Here is a 16,431-nt window from a genome sequence, read left to right as displayed (position 1 = left end):
ATGGGAGCCGGACTTGCCCGCGATGGGGCCGGATCAGACGACATGAATCTCAAATCCCGCACAACGCGCGCAGGTAGGCGGTATCCAGATGGTTTTCCACCAGATCCGCCAGCCGCTCGATATCCCGTTCGCGAAGGGCGTGGTAGTCCACTTCTTGCACATCCTGCAAACCGGCCCAACGCAGCAACGCGCTGCAAGCCGCAGGCGACTCGAACACACCATGCAGGTAGGTGCCGAGAATTTGCCCGTCCGCACTTTGCGCGCCATCACAGCGCCCGTCATCCAGGTGCACCACAGGCTGCTCCAGAGCCGCCCCCGTGGTTACGCCCGCGTGGATTTCGTAGCCGCTGACTGGCGCGTTTTCCAGGACCAGATGCCCGCGCACATTGCGCAGCTGTTTTTCGGCTGTAAGCTCGGTGCTAAACGCCAGCAAGCCCAATCCGGCACTGGAACCCGCTGCGCCTTCAAGGCCCAGCGGGTCGTGAACCTGCTCGCCGAGCATCTGCAAGCCGCCACAAATCCCCAGCAGCTTTCCGCCGTAACGCAGATGTCGGCTGATGGCCCCTTCCCAGCCATTGGCACGCAAGTAGGCCAGGTCGCTGCGCACACTCTTGGAGCCCGGCAGGATGATCAAGTCTGCAGGAGGAATCGGTTGCCCCGGCCCTACAAATTGCAGGTCAACTTGCGGATGCAGGCGCAGCGGGTCGAAGTCGGTGTGATTACTGATACGCGGCAGTACCGGCACCACCACTTTGAGCACTTGCTCGACCTTGTCGGTCTGACGCTGATCGATGCCGTCCTCGGCCTCAAGATGCAGGTCCATCACATAGGGCAACACGCCGATCACCGGTTTGCCGGTGCGCTGCTCCAGCCAGTCGAGGCCAGGCTGTAGCAAGGCGATATCACCGCGAAAGCGGTTGATGATGAAACCCTTGACCCGTGCCTGCTCGGTCTCGGACAGCAACTCCAGGGTACCGACCAGATGGGCAAACACCCCGCCGCGATTGATATCGGCAATCAACACCACCGGGCAGTCAACCGCTTCGGCAAAGCCCATGTTGGCGATATCACCGGCCCGCAGATTGATCTCGGCAGGCGAGCCCGCACCCTCGACCATCACCACCGGATACGCGGCACTCAAACGCTGATGGGAGGCCAATACCGCTTGCATGGCAATGGCCTTGTAGTCGTGATACGCCACCGCATTCATGCTGGTGACGGCACGACCATGAATGATCACTTGGGCGCCGGTGTCGCTATTGGGCTTGAGCAGCACCGGATTCATGTCCGTGTGCGGCGCCAATCCGGCGGCCTGGGCCTGCACCGCCTGAGCGCGGCCAATCTCGCCACCCTCGGCAGTCACCGCACTGTTGAGCGCCATGTTCTGTGGCTTGAACGGCACCACCGCTACACCCTGGCGGGTCAACCAGCGACACAGGGCCGTCACCAGCGTGCTTTTGCCAGCATCGGAAGTGGTGCCCTGCACCATCAACGTACTCATGTGGTTTCCTTGGTGTACGCCGCCAGCGCCAGCTCGAGCCGCTGCCAGTCAGCCTCATCGGCGGGCAGGCCAAAACGCACGCTGCTGTTGTGGGCAAACAGGCGCAGCAAAATGCCGCGGTGCGCCATGAATTCGTAAAGGCGGTCGGCGTGGGGCGTGATCAACCACTGGAACAACGCGCAGCCGCCCTGAGGCGGCAAATCATGCAGCCCCAGCAATCGCTCCAGCCGCCCGCTGGCGAGCTCACTGCGCTCGCGCTGGCGAGCATGGCCTTCGGTGTCCAGCAGGCAGACCTGGCCGACAATGCGTGTCGGTCCGCTCACCGCCCAGGGCCCGACTTGTTCGGCCAGCAACTTGAGCAATTTTTGCTCGGCCAGCACAAAACCCAGCCGCACCCCGGCCAGACCAAAAAACTTGCCGAATGAACGCAACACGATCAACCCGGTACGCTGGGTATGCCCGGCCAGGCCGAATTCTGGTGTGTTGTCCATGAAGGCTTCGTCCACCACCAGCCAGCCACCGCGTTGCACAAGCCGCGCATGCCATTCAAGCAGACGCTCTGGCGTGTGCCTCACCCCGGTAGGGTTGTTGGGGTTGACCACCACCAGCACATCCAGGGTGTCGAGGTAGAAATCGACTTCCTGCTCCATGATTTCCCGCACGATGTGCCCGCTTTGCCTCCAGGCATGCGCATGCTCGGCGTAACACGGCGACAGCACACCCACCTTGCCACTGCGGCGCAGGCGCGGCAGCAACTGGATTGCGCACTGCGAGCCCGGGACCGGCAACACATTCAGTGCGCCGTAATAAGCGCAGGCAGCTTGCTCAAGACCATCGTCGGTTTCAGGCAAACGCGCCCAGGCACGCTCGGGTATCTGCGGGATATCAAAAGGCCAGGGCGCAAGGCCAGTGGACAAATCCAGCCAGTCAGCCTCGTCAATGCCGTAGTGCAACGCCGCTTTGCGTAAACGCCCGCCGTGCTCAAGCATAGAACTCACTCCACGCACACAGAATCAATAGCCACAGCCATACGCCACGTTGCACCAGTTGCCAGCCACGACCAATCGAGTCCGCATCCGCTGGCACGCCTTCGCCCAATTGCGGACGCTCATGCAGTTCGCCGTGATAAATCGCCGGCCCACCCAGTTCGACACCCAGGGCGCCTGCGCCTGCGGCCATGACCGGGCCTGCATTGGGACTGTCCCACTGAGGTGCCTGCTTGCGCCAGCACTTCAAGGCCAGTCGGGTTTTACCCAATACGGCGTAAGTCAACGCAACCAGCCTTGCAGGAATATAGTTAAGAACATCGTCGATACGGGCAGCAGCCCAGCCAAAGCGCTCAAAGCGTTCGTTGCGATAGCCCCACATCGCGTCCAGCGTATTGCTCAAACGATAGAGCACCACGCCCGGCGCTCCCGCCACGACAAACCAGAAAATAGTGGCAAAGACAGCATCACTGCCGTTTTCCAGCACAGATTCAGTGGCCGCACGGGCAACTTCAGTGGGGTCAAGCTCGCTGGTTTGGCGACTGACCAGATAGCCGACCCGGGTCCGTGCCTCCTCCAGATCGTTGGCACGCAATGCCTCGGCAACCGGCTGCACGTGCTCACCGAGACTGCGCATGCCCAGCGCACAATACAGCGCCAGAATTTCCACCAGCCAGCCGATATACGGCAGCCATGAAAGCGCCGTTGCAAGGATCGTCAGCGGCAACACTGCCAGCACCCAGGCCGTCACACCATGACTGCGCCAGCCACGTCCGCCGGAATTGAACCGCTGTTCGATACGCTCGGCCATTCGGCCAAACGCAACCAGCGGATGCCAGCGCCTGGGCTCGCCAAACAGCGCATCCAGCGCCACTCCGGCGACGCACAACAACGCCACACTCATGGACTCACTCCCCAATAATTCTCATACACCAGTTCACTCAGTGGGCGTGCTTGCGCCCACCCTTCCAGCACCAGCATGGGCGCGGGATAAAAAGCCTCGACCGGGCCCAGGCACAACACTGCCAGGGGTTTGGCTCCCGGGGGCAACCCCAGCAAGCTCGCCAGCGCCTCAGGCTCGAACAACGACACCCACCCCATGCCCAAGCCTTCTACACGTGCTGCCAGCCACAGGTTTTGAATGGCACACGACAACGACGCCATGTCCATTTCCGGCAGGGTACGTCGACCAAAAATATGCTTTTCACGGTCATCCATCAACGCCGCCACCAGCACCTCGGCACAGTCCTGGATGCCTTCAACCTTGAGCGTCATGAATTCATCGGAGCGCTGGCCCAGCGCCTCGGCGGTCCGTACCCGCTCGGCCTCGACCAGGCCCTGAATCCTGCCTCGCAGTTCCCGGTCAGTGATGCGGATAAACCGCCACGGCTGCATCAGCCCCACACTCGGGGCCTGATGCGCCGCCTCAAGCAAACGCGACAACAGTTCAGGTGCCACACTGCCACCGCTGAAGTGCCGCATATCGCGGCGCTCGGCGATGGCGCGGTACACCGCTGCGCGTTCTTCAGGACTAAAGGCGTTATCGGTCATGGCGCCGTCACAGCGCACGGCGCAAACAGCGCAGCAATCGCCTGAGGATTGGACGGAAAGTAGAAGTGCACGTAAGAGGCGGTCATCCGCCCTTCGCGATACACCGCTTCGGCACCACGCCCGCCATTGGGGCTCAGGCCACGGGCAACAGGTTCAAGCTCTGTGCTGGTCAGCGAGTGATGGTAAGTGTGACCACGCAGCAGCCCCTCGGGCATGTCCACCGATTGCAATGCCAACGCGGCCAGACGCTTTTGCATCGTCGCCTCCCCCGTCAGCAAACCCACCAGCTCGGCACGCTGACCGTCGACATCGGTCAAGGCGTCGAGCAAATAAAGCATGCCGCCACATTCGGCCAGCAACGGTTTACCGGCTGCGTGATGGGCGCGAATCGCCTCCAGCATCGGTGTATTGCGCGACAGCTCAAGGTGATGCAACTCGGGATAACCGCCCGGCAAATAAAGGCTGTCAGCTTCTGGCAGGCGGACATCGCGAATCGGCGAGAAAAACACCAGCTCGGCTCCCATCGCCCGCAGCAGATCCAGACTCGCGCCATAGGTGAAGGCAAAGGCTTCATCCCGGGCTACGGCAATCCGAACCCCGGCCAACAATGGCTCGACCAGCACAGGCTCGGGCGCTGCAAATTCAACGGCGGGTGGCAGCGCTACCTCACAGGTGCTGGCCAGGGCATTGGCTGCCGCGTCGAGACGCGCATCCAGGTCGTTCAACTCACTCGCCTGAACCAGCCCCAAGTGTCGACTCGGCAACTCGATCCCGGTCTCGCGAGACAACGCGCCGTACCAGCGCAGGCCTTCGGTCAGGCTGCCTTCGAGCAACTGTGCATGACGCACTGTGCCAACCCGGTTGGCCAGCACCCCGGCAAACGGGAGGTCCGGTTGATAGCGGGCCAGGCCCAGGGCCAGCGCACCAAAGGTCTGGGCCATTGCGGTGCCATCAATCACACCCAGCACCGGTACCCCAAAATGGCGCGCCAGGTCTGCGCTGGAAGGTGTACCGTCGAACAGCCCCATCACGCCTTCGATCAGGATCAGGTCCGCTTCACCAGCGGCTTCCCACAGCAGGCGGCGACTTTCATCCGCGCCCACCATCCACAAATCCACCTGATAAACCGGCGCACCGCTGGCGCGCTCCAGAATCATCGGGTCCAGAAAATCCGGTCCACATTTAAACACCCGCACCTTGCGCCCCTGATTGCGATGCAATCGGGCCAAGGCGGCGGTAACGGTGGTCTTGCCCTGACCGGAGGCCGGTGCGGCGATCAACACCGCCGGGCAATGACGCGACTCTCTCATGCTTGAACACTCACAATTCGATGCCTTTCTGGGCTTTGATCCCGGCCTGGAATGCGTGTTTGACCACACCCATTTCAGTCACGGTGTCGGCCAGGTCTATCAGTTCAGGTTTGGCGCCACGCCCGGTGACCAGCACATGCTGCATTGGCGGACGGGCTTGCAGGTCGGCGAGCACCTGCTCAAGGTCGAGGTAGCCGTGTTTGAGCGCGATGTTCAGCTCATCCAGTACAACCAGCCCGATGGACGGGTCACGCAGCATCTCGCGGGATACTTCCCAGGCGGCTTCGGCGGCCGCGATATCGCGTTGGCGATCCTGGGTTTCCCAGGTAAAGCCTTCACCCATCACGTGATAACGCACCTGCTCGGGGAAGCGGCGGAAGAAGATCTCCTCGCCGGTGCTGTTGCGACCCTTGATGAATTGCACCACGCCGCACTGCATGCCGTGGCCCATGGCCCGTGCCAGCATGCCAAAAGCGGAACTGCTCTTGCCTTTGCCATTGCCGGTCAACACCAGCAGTAGCCCGCACTCATTGGGCGAGCTGGCAATGCGCTCATCCATGACGGCTTTTTTGCGCAGCATGCGCGCCTGATGACGTTCGTCGCGTTCGGGGGATTCGTTCATGGCAGCTCTCCGTTGGGGCTCAATGATGCAAACGGGAGGCGGGGGGGAACTCATAAAAAACACACTGCATCGCCCGCCGCGAGAGTGGTGGATGGATCAGGCCGGTCTCCGGGCTCACAAGCGGACGGCCCTGTACAGAGCGCCCTTGTCCACGCGCCTTCCCGTGAGCAATCACAGTGGCAGTTGGCGTGGCATTGACTCGTTTACCGTTGCGGGGGCAGCGCCGGGATCATGGCGGTTGTGCAGGACAAACACGCCCTCACCGGCTTCCCTGTTTCACTCGACCAACGTTACGTTGCCGAGCACCTGAAACAAGCCGCGAAGGTTAGAGGGTTGGGGGTGGAGCGTCAATTAAAGGTGGCACCAATAGGGCTATACAAAGCTACGACCTGAACCTTTGAAGGGCTAAGCTTCTCTATGACTTACAAGACCAAAACCTCATGGAGATTCACATGCTCAAGCGCCAGCACGCTATTGTCATCGTACTTGCGGCAGGATTGGCTGCCTGCGGCGAGTCGTCGACCCTGCAAGTGAGTGATGGCACCGGCCCCTCGCCCAAATTACCTGAACCGAACAAAACCCTGATACCCACCGTCAATATCGCCCCGGCGGTCGGTTGGGCTGATGGCGCCACGCCCATTGCCGCCCAAGGCCTGGAGGTCGCCGCCTTCGCCGAAGGCCTGGATCATCCGCGCTGGCTCTATGTCTTGCCCAACGGCGATGTGCTGGTCGCAGAAACCAACGCACCGCCCAAACCGGATGACAGCAAGGGGATCAAAGGCTGGATCGCAGACAAGGTGATGGCCCGCGCCGGGGCCGCAGTGCCAAGTGCGAACCGGATCACCCTGTTGCGCGATGCAGACCACGATGGCGTGGCCGAAACCCGCACGGTCTTTCTCGACAATCTGAACTCGCCTTTTGGCATGACCCTGGTAGGCGAAGAGTTGTATATCGCTGACGCCGACAAGCTGTTGCGCGTCCCCTATCAGGCGGGCGAAAACAGCATCAAAGCCAATCCGGTCAAGGTGCTCGACTTGCCTGGCGGCCCACTGAACCATCACTGGACCAAAAACGTCATCGCCAGCCCTGACGGCACTAAGCTGTATGTCACCGTCGGTTCCAACAGCAACGTGGGCGAGAACGGCATGGACAAGGAAGAAGGCCGCGCCGCGATCTGGGAGGTTGATCGCGCCACCGGCAACCACCGTATTTTCGCCTCGGGCCTGCGCAACCCCAATGGCATGGACTGGGAACCCAAAACCGGCAAGCTCTGGACAGCGGTAAACGAGCGCGACGAAATCGGCAGCGACCTGGTGCCCGACTACATCACTTCAGTTCAGGATGGCGGCTTCTATGGCTGGCCCTACAGCTATTACGGCCAGCACGTGGATGTACGGGTCAACCCGCAAAATCCGGAACTGGTCGCCAAAGCCATTGCACCGGACTATGCCGTCGGCCCGCACACTGCATCCCTGGGGCTGAGCTTTGCCGAAGGCAGCAAACTGCCCGACTTTACCCAAGGCGCGTTTATTGGCCAGCACGGTTCCTGGAACCGCAAGCCGCACAGTGGCTACAAAGTGATTTTTGTACCCTTTGCCGACGGAAAACCCGCCGGTATGCCGGTTGATGTACTGACCGGTTTTCTCAACGCTGACGAGAAAGCCATGGGCAGACCCGTGGGCGTGGTGATCGATAAACAGGGAGATTTATTGGTGGCCGATGATGTCGGCAACAAGATTTGGCGGGTGTCGGCAAAGCCAACCAGCAAATGAAACAGTGGGAGCGGGCTTGCCCGCGACTGGATCACCGCGGCGTGGTAGTTACACCGCGTTGCATCCATCGTGAGCAAGCCCGCTCCCACCCAGCGTGCAGGTTCGGGTTTACGGCAGACGCGCCAGATGCTGCTCGGTCGGCAAAACGCGCTTGGCATTCAGATAGGCTTTTTGCCAATAGGCTTTATTGAGACTGTCCAGCTTGACCGTACCGCCAGTGGCCGGTGCATGCACAAAACGGCCTTCACCGACGTAGATCCCGGCATGGCTGACCTGGGAACCACCGTTGGTGGCGAAAAACAGCAAGTCACCGGTTTGCAGCTTGTCCTGGCCAACATTCTGCGCCTGCATCACGATCATTTCACGGGTCGTACGCGGCAACGAAATGCCCGCTGCGTCGTTGTACACGTACTTGATCAGACCACTGCAATCAAAACCTGAATCCGGAGTATTGCCACCCCAGCGATAAGGCGTGCCGACCAGACCCAAGGCACGAAAAAGCACGTCGGCGGCAATCGGCGAGGTTTCTTCATAAGGGTTGGCAAACACGACAGGTTTTTTGACCACCGCAACAGGTGGCGGGTGGCTGGCGCAGGCACTGAGCAGTGCTGCTAAGGTCAAGAGGGCAACGCGGGCCATGGTCGACATAAACAGAATGTTCCTGATTCTGGATACGGCAACTCTGGCCGCGAAACCTGAAGCCGCGAGAGGGGACACCTTCGCGGCTTCAAGGATTTAACAATGCGACTGAATTCTAGCCCTTAGCAGCCAAACTTCAAGTAAGACATTAACTTTACTTGCGGGCTACTACGCTCGCAGGAGCCATCGCCAGGGCGCGCTTGGCCTCAATAAAGGTCTTGCTCCAGTAGCTGTCACCCAGGTTATCGATCCGCACACCACCGCTGCGGCGGCTGCTGGAGTGGATAAACTGGTCATCACCCAGGTAAATCCCGGCATGGCTTACACGGCCACGACCATTGGTGCTGAAGAACAGCAAATCACCGGGCTTGAGGTTGTTTCGTGCGACCAACGGTGCTTTTACGTTGATCATTTCGCGGGTTGAGCGCGGCAATTGCATGCCGGCTTCTTCCTTGAAGAGATAACCAATGAAGCCGCTGCAATCGAAGCCTGCCTCAGAGGTGCCGCCAAAACGGTAACGCGTACCGATCAGGGACATACCGCGCTCGAGGATGCTGTCAGCCAGAGCCGGCAACTGGTAAGGCTTGCTGTTGGCGGAAAATTCAGCCAGTTCTTTTTCGGTGGCCAGTTCTTCCTGATAAAGAGCGGAAGATTGCGATACCGAGGATGACTTTTGAACCTGATGATCGACAACTTGCTGCGACACTGGCGTGTGGGCAGCGCAGCCAAACAACAGGGTAACGAGTGCGAGAGGCACGAGGGGTGCGAAGCGCTTTAGCATGGGCACGACCGTGGCTTGTAAGAAAAGTAGCCGCGACTATGCCCTCTATGATCCTCATTTGCAAATTCAATCGATCAAAATGTGACTTGATGGTTTTGTCGTGACATCTAAGGCTTTACACCCCTGACAATAGATTTTGCGCACAAAGCTCTTGAGCCGCGCAGGGTTTCTGGCGCCTGAAAACTGCCGAAAACGGCTGCAGACCGCAGTTTTAAAGGGGTGAGCTACCAGCCCAGGGTTTCTTTCAAGAAAGGGATCGTCAACTTGCGTTGCGCTTGCAGGGAGGCCTGATCGAGCCGTTCGAGCAAATCAAACAACGCACTCATGCTGCGAGTGCCTCGCGTGAGAATAAAATGCCCGACTTCGTCGGTCAGGTGCAGACCGCGACGTGATGCGCGCAATTGCAAGGCACGCAACTTGTCTTCATCAGACAAGGGACGCATCTGAAAAACCAGCGCAAGGGTCAGTCGGGACTTGAGGTCAGCCAGCTTGATGGGCAATTCACGGGGCGAGGTAGACGCTGCAATCAGCAGGCGACGCCCACTGTCACGCAGGCGATTGAAAAGATGAAACAGTGCCTCTTCCCAGTCGGCACGTCCGGCCACCGCTTGGAGATCATCCAGACAAACCAGCTCGTACTGCTCAAGGTTATCGAGGATTTCAATGCCGCGATCCAGCAACTCGGCCAGAGGCAAATACACCGCGGGCTCACCCATCTGCTCAAAGCGCAGGCAGGCAGCCTGTAGCAGGTGTGTGCGGCCTACGCCCTGCTTGCCCCAGAGATAGATCAGGCTTTCAGTCCAGCCGGCGTCGGCTTCGCACAGTCGCTCGACATAGCCGAGTGCAGCGGCATTGGCGCCTGGATAGTAATTTATGAAGGTTGCGTCATCACGCAGACGCACACCTAGGGGCAGCTGAATCGGTTTCATGCTGACTGAACAGTTCAAGCGAACTGTTAGTGGCCTCTGTGTAAAGTTCTAAAAGTTTATACCCGTGTAACCGGGCACACAATGTAACAGACCACGAGCAAAATCAAAGGTTTGCGTTAAGGTCTTGGATTGTTTGATCTTTTCCTGACGATTAAGGTGCTGCGAACGCACATGAAAAAGGCGGGACCACCTGCCCGGTGAGCCCGCCCTTCACAGTACCTGGCCGTTACAGCTCCGGGTCTTCGCTGCCTTTATAGGCGTGGGAGTCCTTGTACATATCCTGCAAGTGACGCACCAGCACCATGATCACCGCCGCCACCGGCAGTGCCAGCAACACACCGGTAAAGCCAAACAGCTCGCCACCCGCAAGAATCGCGAAGATCACCGCCACCGGATGCATACCGATCTTGTCACCCACCAGCAAGGGTGTAAGGACCGTACCCTCGAGCGCCTGACCGACCATAAACACCGCCACGATCCCGAGCATCGGGTACAGATCCCCGCCAAACTGGAACAGGCCGGCGATCAACGCCGCACCAATGCCGACAATAAAGCCCATATACGGCACGATGGCCGCCACCCCGGCCATCAGGCCGATCAACAGCCCCAACTCGAGGCCGACAAACATCAGGCCCGCCGAGTAGATCACCCCCAGCGCCAGCATCACCAGCAACTGGCCACGCACAAACGCGCCGAGCACGTCGTGACACTCCTTGGCCAGCGACACAATCTGATCGGCCCGGGCCCGCGGCAACAAGCCGCGAATCTTGGCCATCATGATGTTCCAGTCTCGAAGCAGGTAAAACGCCACTACGGGAATCAGCACCAGATTGGCCAGAAAGCCGATCAGGGCCAGGCTGGATGCCGTTGCCTGGGACAGGACGATGCCGACAATGTCAGTGGCCTGCCCCATGTGCTCGGTGATTGCCACCTTGATCTTGTCAAACTTCCAGAAGCTGTCACTCAAGCCGAGCTTGGCCTGCACCCACGGCATGGCCGTGTGCTGCAACCAGTCGAGCACCAGCGGCGCCAACTGGTACAGCTTCAACAGTTGCTTGGCCAGCAACGGCACCAACACCAATAGCAGCGTCATCATAATGACAGTGAGCAGTCCAAAGACCGCGACCGTGCCCCAGGTTCTTGAAAGCCCGGCTCTTTCCAGCCGATCAACCACAGGGTCGAACATATAGGCCAGGACGATTGCGACCAGAAAAGGCGTAAGTATCGGATGCAGAAAATACACAAACAGGGCGAACCCCAGCCCTACGCCCCACCACACCCACCGTCGCGAATCAGCCATGAGCCACCCCATCCCTATATAAAGAAGACAACAACCTACCAGCGAAACCGAAGCTGAGCCGCTGGCGCTGAAGCAACACCGGGCGCCTGGCCTGCACTTGTCACTGCGGGTACCTGTTCTGCCGGTACTTCCTGCAGTTGCGCCAACCCGAGTTGCGAGCGCAGCTGCTCGGCGCTGCCATTTACCTGATACACACTACGATCACCGTCGACGCTCTTTAGTTGCGCGCCGAAAGGTTCGAGCAAATGCCACAATTGCGCATAGCGCGGTAGCGTCATGCCCTGCACTTCAAGCAACTGCTCCGTCGAGACCCCGGGTTTGACCGTATAACGCGGCGCCAGACGCTGGCTCACTGCAAGCATCACGGCATCGGCCAGCGCCGCCTGATCCGGTGCCTGAGCACTGCCCTGCTCCTGCTGATCGCCAACCCACAACCGCCACTTGGCGCTCCACTGCCCATCCTCTTCACGGGCATGTACGGCCAGCAAGGCATCGGCGCCGTAACGCTCGGAAGCATCCTTCAAAGGAGCAGGATTGCTGCCCTCAAGGTTTTCAGCCGTGCCTACCAACTGTTCGCTCAGGTCTGCCAGCGGCAAACGCAATGGCAACCCGCGGTGCTGCGCGGCACGGCGCAGGGGCTCTGCCACGGATTGACCGTCGCCCACCAGGCTTGAACCATCAACCGAATCGTTCAGCCACCAGCCGAGCAAGGCGGGACGATTACTGCCCCACATCGACAAACCGGCCTGGCGCAACGCCCGGTCAGTGCTCACCGGATCGAAATCCACCTGCAGGCTTTCCGGGGGGCCAGCGTCATAACCGTACCGGCTGATGATCTGCTGGGGATCCTTGCGAATCGCCTCAAGCCCGGGGTTTTGGATCGCCTTGGGGTCCCCGGTCAAACGCAGCACCAGGGTTTCCAGTGCCTTTTGCGTGGCCTGGGTACGTTCATCGGGTGACTGGCTGGCCACCGGCTCACGCACTTGATAAAGGCCGGTCAGGATTTCGGCATGACTCGCCAGGCTAAAAAATGACAAACAGCCCACGGCTAAAAATTGGCTCAGACGCATGAAAGATTCCCGATCACAAAAAGCAGCCTAAAAGGACGCCATAAAAACACTCGAACAGACTTCTGACACGGCGACAGCCAAATCATTCACGTCTGTACCGCAGTTTTCATTCGGTCATAAAAACTCAAAAGTAATTCGCTATACCTTATACAGGCCCGCGCACAGACCCAAGTACGACTAAAAAAGGTTTTTTTCGACAGATATAACCCTGCCTGTCGGCCCGAGGATGGCCGCTGCCCTTCAAGCCTGATAAAATCGCGCGCCTTCGCAGACCGGCAACAGCCGGGCACCCTGCAAATGCTCTGACGCACTCGATGAGCACTTGCAAGCCTGCCCCCTGAACTCGGTCGATACCCCCGAATCCCCCCTAAAGGCCTGGATTATGAGCAAGCAACCATCCCTGAGCTACAAAGACGCCGGTGTAGACATCGACGCCGGTGAAGCATTGGTCGAACGCATCAAGAGCGTGGCCAAGCGCACTGCACGCCCGGAAGTGATGGGCGGCCTCGGCGGTTTTGGCGCCCTCTGCGAAATCCCGGCTGGCTACAAGCAGCCTGTTCTGGTTTCCGGCACTGACGGCGTTGGCACCAAGCTGCGCCTGGCACTGAACCTGAACAAGCACGACAGCATCGGTATCGACCTGGTTGCCATGTGCGTCAACGACCTGATCGTATGCGGCGCCGAGCCTCTGTTCTTCCTCGACTACTACGCCACCGGCAAACTCAACGTTGAAACCGCGACCCAAGTGGTTACCGGTATCGGCGCTGGCTGCGAACTGTCGGGCTGCTCGCTGGTAGGCGGCGAAACCGCTGAAATGCCTGGCATGTACGAAGGCGAAGACTACGACCTGGCCGGCTTCTGCGTGGGTGTTGTCGAAAAATCTGAAATCATCGACGGCTCCAAGGTTGCTGCCGGCGACGCCCTGCTCGCCCTGCCGTCCTCGGGCCCGCACTCCAACGGCTACTCGCTGATCCGCAAGATCATCGAAGTGTCCGGTGCCGACATCGAAAACATCCAGCTCGACGGCAAGCCGCTGACCGACCTGCTGATGGCGCCAACCCGCATCTACGTCAAGCCGTTGCTCAAGCTGATCAAGGAAACCGGCGTTGTCAAAGCCATGGCCCACATCACCGGTGGTGGCCTGCTCGACAACATCCCGCGCGTTCTGCCAAAAGGCGCCCAGGCAGTTGTTGACGTTGCCAGCTGGCAGCGCCCTGCTGTATTCGACTGGTTGCAAGAAAAAGGCAACGTGGACGAAAACGAAATGCACCGCGTGCTGAACTGCGGCGTTGGCATGGTGATCTGCGTGGCTCAGGCTGACGTTGAAACCGCGCTGAACGTACTGCGTGAAGCAGGCGAGCAACCGTGGGTCATCGGCCAGATCGCAACGGCCGCCGAAGGCGCTCCACAAGTTGAGCTGCAAAACCTCAAGGCGCACTAATGCCTGATACCTGTGATGTAGTGGTGCTGCTTTCCGGCACCGGCAGCAACTTGCAGGCCTTGATCGACAGCAATGACGTCAAGGACAGCCCGGCAAATATCCGCGCGGTCATCTCCAACCGCGCAGATGCCTACGGCTTGCAACGCGCCAAAGACGCGGGTATCGATACCCGCGTACTGGATCACAAAGCATTCGAGGGCCGCGAGGCCTTCGATGCTGCACTGATCAAGATCATCGACGAATTCAAACCGCAACTGGTGGTACTGGCCGGCTTCATGCGCATTCTCAGCGCAGATTTCGTGCGTCACTATCAGGGTCGTCTGCTCAACATCCACCCTTCGCTGCTGCCTAAATACAAAGGTTTGCACACGCATCAGCGCGCGCTGGAAGCAGGAGATCGCGAACACGGCTGTAGCGTTCACTTTGTGACCGAGGAACTCGACGGCGGCCCTCTGGTCGTACAGGCAGTGATACCGGTAGAGTCCGACGACTCTGCGCACGCTCTGGCGCAACGGGTCCACGCCCAGGAACACCGGATTTATCCGCTTGCAGTGCGCTGGTTTGCCGAAGGTCGCTTGTCTCTTGACGAGCAAGGCGCATTATTGGACGGTCAATTACTCGCGGCCAGCGGCCACTTGATACGAACCTAGGAGAATATATGCGTCGTGCCCTGCTTCTCGCCCTCAGCCTGCTGGCTATCCCAGCAGTGCAGGCGGCCGAACTCCAGCCTTTCAAGGCCAGCTACACCGCAGACTGGAAACAGCTGCCCATGAGCGGTTCCGCCGAGCGCAGCCTGACCAAGAGCGACAACGGTATCTGGACCTTGAACTTCAAGGCGTCGATGCTGGTGGCCAGCCTGAACGAGGAAAGCACCCTCAAGATCGATAAAAACACGCTGATCCCGCTGACCTACCACTTTGAACGTGGCGGCCTGGGCAAAGCGAAAAAGATTGATCTGGATTTCGACTGGGCGACCAAAATGGTCACCGGTACCGACCAGGGCGACGCAGTCAAAGTGCCGTTGCTGACTGGCATGCTCGACAAGTCCACCTATCAGCTCGCGCTTCAACGTGATGTAGAAGCCGGTAAAAAATCCATGAGCTACCAGGTAGTTGATGGTAACGACGTCGATACCTATGACTTTCGCGTGATCGGCCCTGAAGTGGTCGAAACCAAGGCTGGCAAGGTAGACGCAATCAAGGTTGAGCGCGTACGCGATCCAACGCAGAACAAGCGCATCACGGAAATGTGGTTCGCCAAGAACTGGGATTCGCTGCTGGTCAAACTGCGTCAGGTCGAAAAAGACGGCAAGGAATACAACATCATGCTGCTGGACGGCACGGTGAATGGCAAAACGGTCAAGGGCAACTAAACCGTAAGCGTCAAAAAACCTCGCTTCGGCGAGGTTTTTTTTGGCCCGCTGAACGATACAAACATGAAACTTTATTCATAAAACTTATGAGCAAAACCGTAAACACCCCGTATTACAAGGGCTCCAGGGATTTGCGATTTATAACAACATGACAGCGCGACAATCAGCTATTTACTTAGGAAGCTAACAGATTCTATAAAGAAGTCCTGCGACGCCTTGCCGCAGGACCTCATCAGAATTTGGAGCAAGCAGATGACTATCAAAGTAACTGAGCGCGACGATTCACGTATGTTCCACCAGCTGGTAGCCCACGGTGTTCACCTGTGGGATGTGCATCAAGAAGACATACTGGTTGGCATGTTCCACCGCGAAAGCGACGCTCACAGCTACAAGGCTGAGCTGGAAAAGCTGGAAGCGCAGAAACGCCAGGCCTGAACGACAGAGACTACAGACTTGAAAAACACAAACCCCGCCGAAGCGGGGTTTGTCGTGTATGCCCTGCTGCAAAACCCTGTGGGAGCGGGCTTACTCGCGATGCAGACGCTGCGGTCTTGCAGTTGAATCACACCAAGCCCGCTCCCACTGGTTGTACGGGTGTTACCACATCAGGTCATCAGGGATCTGATAGGCCGCGTACGGATCATCTTCTTCCGGGGTTTTCGGCTCGACCAGAATGTTCAACTGCACAATCCGGCGCGGATCCCGCTCCTGGATCTTCAGCGCAGCCTCTCGCGGGATGACTTCGTAGCCGCCCTGATGCTGCACGATCGCCAAGGAGCCATTGGCCAGCTTGTTGCGCATCAACGTGTTGACCGACAGGCGCTTGACCTTTTTGTCGTCAACAAAGTTGTAGTAATCCTCAGTCGTCAACTTGGGCAGACGCGACACTTCGATCAATTGCTTGATCTGGGCGGCGCGGGCCTTTTGCTCGACTTTCTCCTGTTGCTGACGGTTCAGCTCCTGGTCGCGCTTGACCTTCTCGGCCTTGGCTTCGGCAGCCAGACGCTGCTGAGTGTCGTCCAGCTCGATCTGACCCTTGTGGGCCAGACGCTGCTGCTTCTGCTTTTCTTTGCCGGCCTGCTTGGCCTGCTTCTCGTTGACCAGTCCGGCTTTGAGCAACTGGTCGCGTAGGGAAATGCTCATCTACTTACTCACTT

17 protein-coding genes and 1 riboswitch are annotated in these 16,431 nt (G+C 59.0%); of the genes, 5 read left to right on the top strand and 12 right to left on the bottom strand.

All coding sequences use genetic code 11. The features are described from left to right. Positions 1 to 49: 49 nt before the first annotated feature. From AACY07_RS05545 to cobO, 6 genes are read right to left on the bottom strand one after another with little or no spacing between them, the layout of a single operon-like run. Positions 50 to 1,501: a cobyric acid synthase gene (locus AACY07_RS05545; RefSeq protein ID WP_339473797.1), complete on the bottom strand. Its 1,452-nt coding sequence runs from the start codon at positions 1,499 to 1,501 to the stop codon at positions 50 to 52. Further along, positions 1,498 to 2,490: a threonine-phosphate decarboxylase CobD gene (gene cobD / locus AACY07_RS05540; protein ID WP_339473795.1), complete on the bottom strand. Its 993-nt coding sequence runs from the start codon at positions 2,488 to 2,490 to the stop codon at positions 1,498 to 1,500. Before cobD ends, AACY07_RS05545 begins: the two co-directional genes overlap by 4 nt. Then, positions 2,483 to 3,391: an adenosylcobinamide-phosphate synthase CbiB gene (gene cbiB, locus AACY07_RS05535; protein ID WP_339473794.1), complete on the bottom strand. Its 909-nt coding sequence runs from the start codon at positions 3,389 to 3,391 to the stop codon at positions 2,483 to 2,485. Before cbiB ends, cobD begins: the two co-directional genes overlap by 8 nt. Next, positions 3,388 to 4,038, bottom strand: a complete 651-nt coding sequence (gene bluB / locus AACY07_RS05530) for a 5,6-dimethylbenzimidazole synthase (RefSeq protein WP_133075741.1) — start codon at positions 4,036 to 4,038, stop codon at positions 3,388 to 3,390. Before bluB ends, cbiB begins: the two co-directional genes overlap by 4 nt. Further along, positions 4,035 to 5,348, bottom strand: coding sequence for a cobyrinate a,c-diamide synthase (locus AACY07_RS05525; RefSeq protein ID WP_133075742.1), 1,314 nt, complete (start codon positions 5,346 to 5,348; stop codon positions 4,035 to 4,037). Before AACY07_RS05525 ends, bluB begins: the two co-directional genes overlap by 4 nt. A 10-nt stretch (positions 5,349 to 5,358) precedes the next feature. Next, the gene (gene cobO, locus AACY07_RS05520; protein ID WP_016779866.1) at positions 5,359 to 5,970 is read right to left on the bottom strand and encodes a cob(I)yrinic acid a,c-diamide adenosyltransferase; all 612 of its coding nucleotides are present in this window, start codon (positions 5,968 to 5,970) and stop codon (positions 5,359 to 5,361) included. A gap of 82 nt (positions 5,971 to 6,052) precedes the next feature. Next, positions 6,053 to 6,295, bottom strand: a riboswitch (cobalamin riboswitch). Between the two features lie 127 nt (positions 6,296 to 6,422). Between cobO and AACY07_RS05515 the strand changes: the two genes are divergently transcribed. Next, positions 6,423 to 7,742 (top strand): PQQ-dependent sugar dehydrogenase, encoded by a 1,320-nt coding sequence (locus tag AACY07_RS05515; RefSeq protein WP_339473792.1) that lies wholly within the window; start codon positions 6,423 to 6,425, stop codon positions 7,740 to 7,742. A gap of 108 nt (positions 7,743 to 7,850) precedes the next feature. Here AACY07_RS05515 and AACY07_RS05510 read toward each other — a convergent pair whose 3' ends face one another. The 5 genes from AACY07_RS05510 to AACY07_RS05490 all read right to left on the bottom strand — a co-directional run bounded on the left by AACY07_RS05510 (position 7,851) and on the right by AACY07_RS05490 (position 12,461). Then, positions 7,851 to 8,390, bottom strand: coding sequence for a C40 family peptidase (locus tag AACY07_RS05510; protein WP_133075744.1), 540 nt, complete (start codon positions 8,388 to 8,390; stop codon positions 7,851 to 7,853). Between the two features lie 145 nt (positions 8,391 to 8,535). Continuing rightward, positions 8,536 to 9,162, bottom strand: coding sequence for a C40 family peptidase (locus tag AACY07_RS05505; protein ID WP_133075745.1), 627 nt, complete (start codon positions 9,160 to 9,162; stop codon positions 8,536 to 8,538). A gap of 224 nt (positions 9,163 to 9,386) precedes the next feature. Further along, on the bottom strand, positions 9,387 to 10,091 hold the full coding sequence (hda, locus tag AACY07_RS05500) for a DnaA regulatory inactivator Hda (protein WP_019827725.1): 705 nt from the start codon (positions 10,089 to 10,091) through the stop codon (positions 9,387 to 9,389). 226 nt (positions 10,092 to 10,317) lie between these two features. Continuing rightward, entirely contained in the window at positions 10,318 to 11,391 is a 1,074-nt protein-coding gene (locus AACY07_RS05495) for an AI-2E family transporter (RefSeq protein ID WP_339473790.1), read from the bottom strand. 35 nt (positions 11,392 to 11,426) lie between these two features. Continuing rightward, the gene (locus tag AACY07_RS05490; RefSeq protein WP_326425616.1) at positions 11,427 to 12,461 is read right to left on the bottom strand and encodes a DUF2066 domain-containing protein; all 1,035 of its coding nucleotides are present in this window, start codon (positions 12,459 to 12,461) and stop codon (positions 11,427 to 11,429) included. A 382-nt stretch (positions 12,462 to 12,843) separates the two neighbouring features. Here AACY07_RS05490 and purM point away from each other — a divergent pair, with 382 nt between their 5' ends. The 4 genes from purM (at position 12,844) to AACY07_RS05470 (ending at position 15,709) form a co-directional block, all read left to right on the top strand. After that, positions 12,844 to 13,902 (top strand): phosphoribosylformylglycinamidine cyclo-ligase, encoded by a 1,059-nt coding sequence (gene purM / locus AACY07_RS05485; RefSeq protein ID WP_019827729.1) that lies wholly within the window; start codon positions 12,844 to 12,846, stop codon positions 13,900 to 13,902. Continuing rightward, positions 13,902 to 14,552, top strand: a complete 651-nt coding sequence (purN, locus tag AACY07_RS05480) for a phosphoribosylglycinamide formyltransferase (RefSeq protein WP_339473789.1) — start codon at positions 13,902 to 13,904, stop codon at positions 14,550 to 14,552. The genes purM and purN overlap by 1 nt, the downstream gene beginning before the upstream one ends. Positions 14,553 to 14,560: 8 nt before the next feature. After that, positions 14,561 to 15,274 carry a DUF3108 domain-containing protein gene (locus AACY07_RS05475; protein ID WP_133075750.1) on the top strand — a complete coding sequence of 238 codons (714 nt, stop codon included), beginning with the start codon at positions 14,561 to 14,563 and terminating at the stop codon, positions 15,272 to 15,274. A 252-nt stretch (positions 15,275 to 15,526) separates the two neighbouring features. Continuing rightward, the gene (locus AACY07_RS05470) at positions 15,527 to 15,709 is read left to right on the top strand and encodes a hypothetical protein (RefSeq protein ID WP_016779856.1); all 183 of its coding nucleotides are present in this window, start codon (positions 15,527 to 15,529) and stop codon (positions 15,707 to 15,709) included. A 162-nt stretch (positions 15,710 to 15,871) separates the two neighbouring features. Here AACY07_RS05470 and AACY07_RS05465 read toward each other — a convergent pair whose 3' ends face one another. Beyond that, positions 15,872 to 16,417 (bottom strand): DUF2058 domain-containing protein, encoded by a 546-nt coding sequence (locus tag AACY07_RS05465; RefSeq protein ID WP_019827734.1) that lies wholly within the window; start codon positions 16,415 to 16,417, stop codon positions 15,872 to 15,874. Positions 16,418 to 16,431 lie beyond the last annotated feature (14 nt).

Source organism: Pseudomonas sp. RL_5y_Pfl2_69 (assembly GCF_963970465.1).
Taxonomy (GTDB): domain Bacteria; phylum Pseudomonadota; class Gammaproteobacteria; order Pseudomonadales; family Pseudomonadaceae; genus Aquipseudomonas.
This window is presented reverse-complemented; position numbering and strand designations above follow the sequence as displayed.

What these genes read in the sequence shown, in the direction of transcription:
- AACY07_RS05545 (WP_339473797.1), bottom strand. Translation starts at nt 1,501, where the DNA reads ATGAGTACGTTGATGGTGCAGGGCACCACTTCCGATGCTGGCAAAAGC.
- cobD (WP_339473795.1), bottom strand. Translation starts at nt 2,490, where the DNA reads ATGCTTGAGCACGGCGGGCGTTTACGCAAAGCGGCGTTGCACTACGGC.
- cbiB (WP_339473794.1), bottom strand. Translation starts at nt 3,391, where the DNA reads ATGAGTGTGGCGTTGTTGTGCGTCGCCGGAGTGGCGCTGGATGCGCTG.
- bluB (WP_133075741.1), bottom strand. Translation starts at nt 4,038, where the DNA reads ATGACCGATAACGCCTTTAGTCCTGAAGAACGCGCAGCGGTGTACCGC.
- AACY07_RS05525 (WP_133075742.1), bottom strand. Translation starts at nt 5,348, where the DNA reads ATGAGAGAGTCGCGTCATTGCCCGGCGGTGTTGATCGCCGCACCGGCC.
- cobO (WP_016779866.1), bottom strand. Translation starts at nt 5,970, where the DNA reads ATGAACGAATCCCCCGAACGCGACGAACGTCATCAGGCGCGCATGCTG.
- AACY07_RS05515 (WP_339473792.1), top strand. Translation starts at nt 6,423, where the DNA reads ATGCTCAAGCGCCAGCACGCTATTGTCATCGTACTTGCGGCAGGATTG.
- AACY07_RS05510 (WP_133075744.1), bottom strand. Translation starts at nt 8,390, where the DNA reads ATGTCGACCATGGCCCGCGTTGCCCTCTTGACCTTAGCAGCACTGCTC.
- AACY07_RS05505 (WP_133075745.1), bottom strand. Translation starts at nt 9,162, where the DNA reads ATGCTAAAGCGCTTCGCACCCCTCGTGCCTCTCGCACTCGTTACCCTG.
- hda (WP_019827725.1), bottom strand. Translation starts at nt 10,091, where the DNA reads ATGAAACCGATTCAGCTGCCCCTAGGTGTGCGTCTGCGTGATGACGCA.
- AACY07_RS05495 (WP_339473790.1), bottom strand. Translation starts at nt 11,391, where the DNA reads ATGGCTGATTCGCGACGGTGGGTGTGGTGGGGCGTAGGGCTGGGGTTC.
- AACY07_RS05490 (WP_326425616.1), bottom strand. Translation starts at nt 12,461, where the DNA reads ATGCGTCTGAGCCAATTTTTAGCCGTGGGCTGTTTGTCATTTTTTAGC.
- purM (WP_019827729.1), top strand. Translation starts at nt 12,844, where the DNA reads ATGAGCAAGCAACCATCCCTGAGCTACAAAGACGCCGGTGTAGACATC.
- purN (WP_339473789.1), top strand. Translation starts at nt 13,902, where the DNA reads ATGCCTGATACCTGTGATGTAGTGGTGCTGCTTTCCGGCACCGGCAGC.
- AACY07_RS05475 (WP_133075750.1), top strand. Translation starts at nt 14,561, where the DNA reads ATGCGTCGTGCCCTGCTTCTCGCCCTCAGCCTGCTGGCTATCCCAGCA.
- AACY07_RS05470 (WP_016779856.1), top strand. Translation starts at nt 15,527, where the DNA reads ATGACTATCAAAGTAACTGAGCGCGACGATTCACGTATGTTCCACCAG.
- AACY07_RS05465 (WP_019827734.1), bottom strand. Translation starts at nt 16,417, where the DNA reads ATGAGCATTTCCCTACGCGACCAGTTGCTCAAAGCCGGACTGGTCAAC.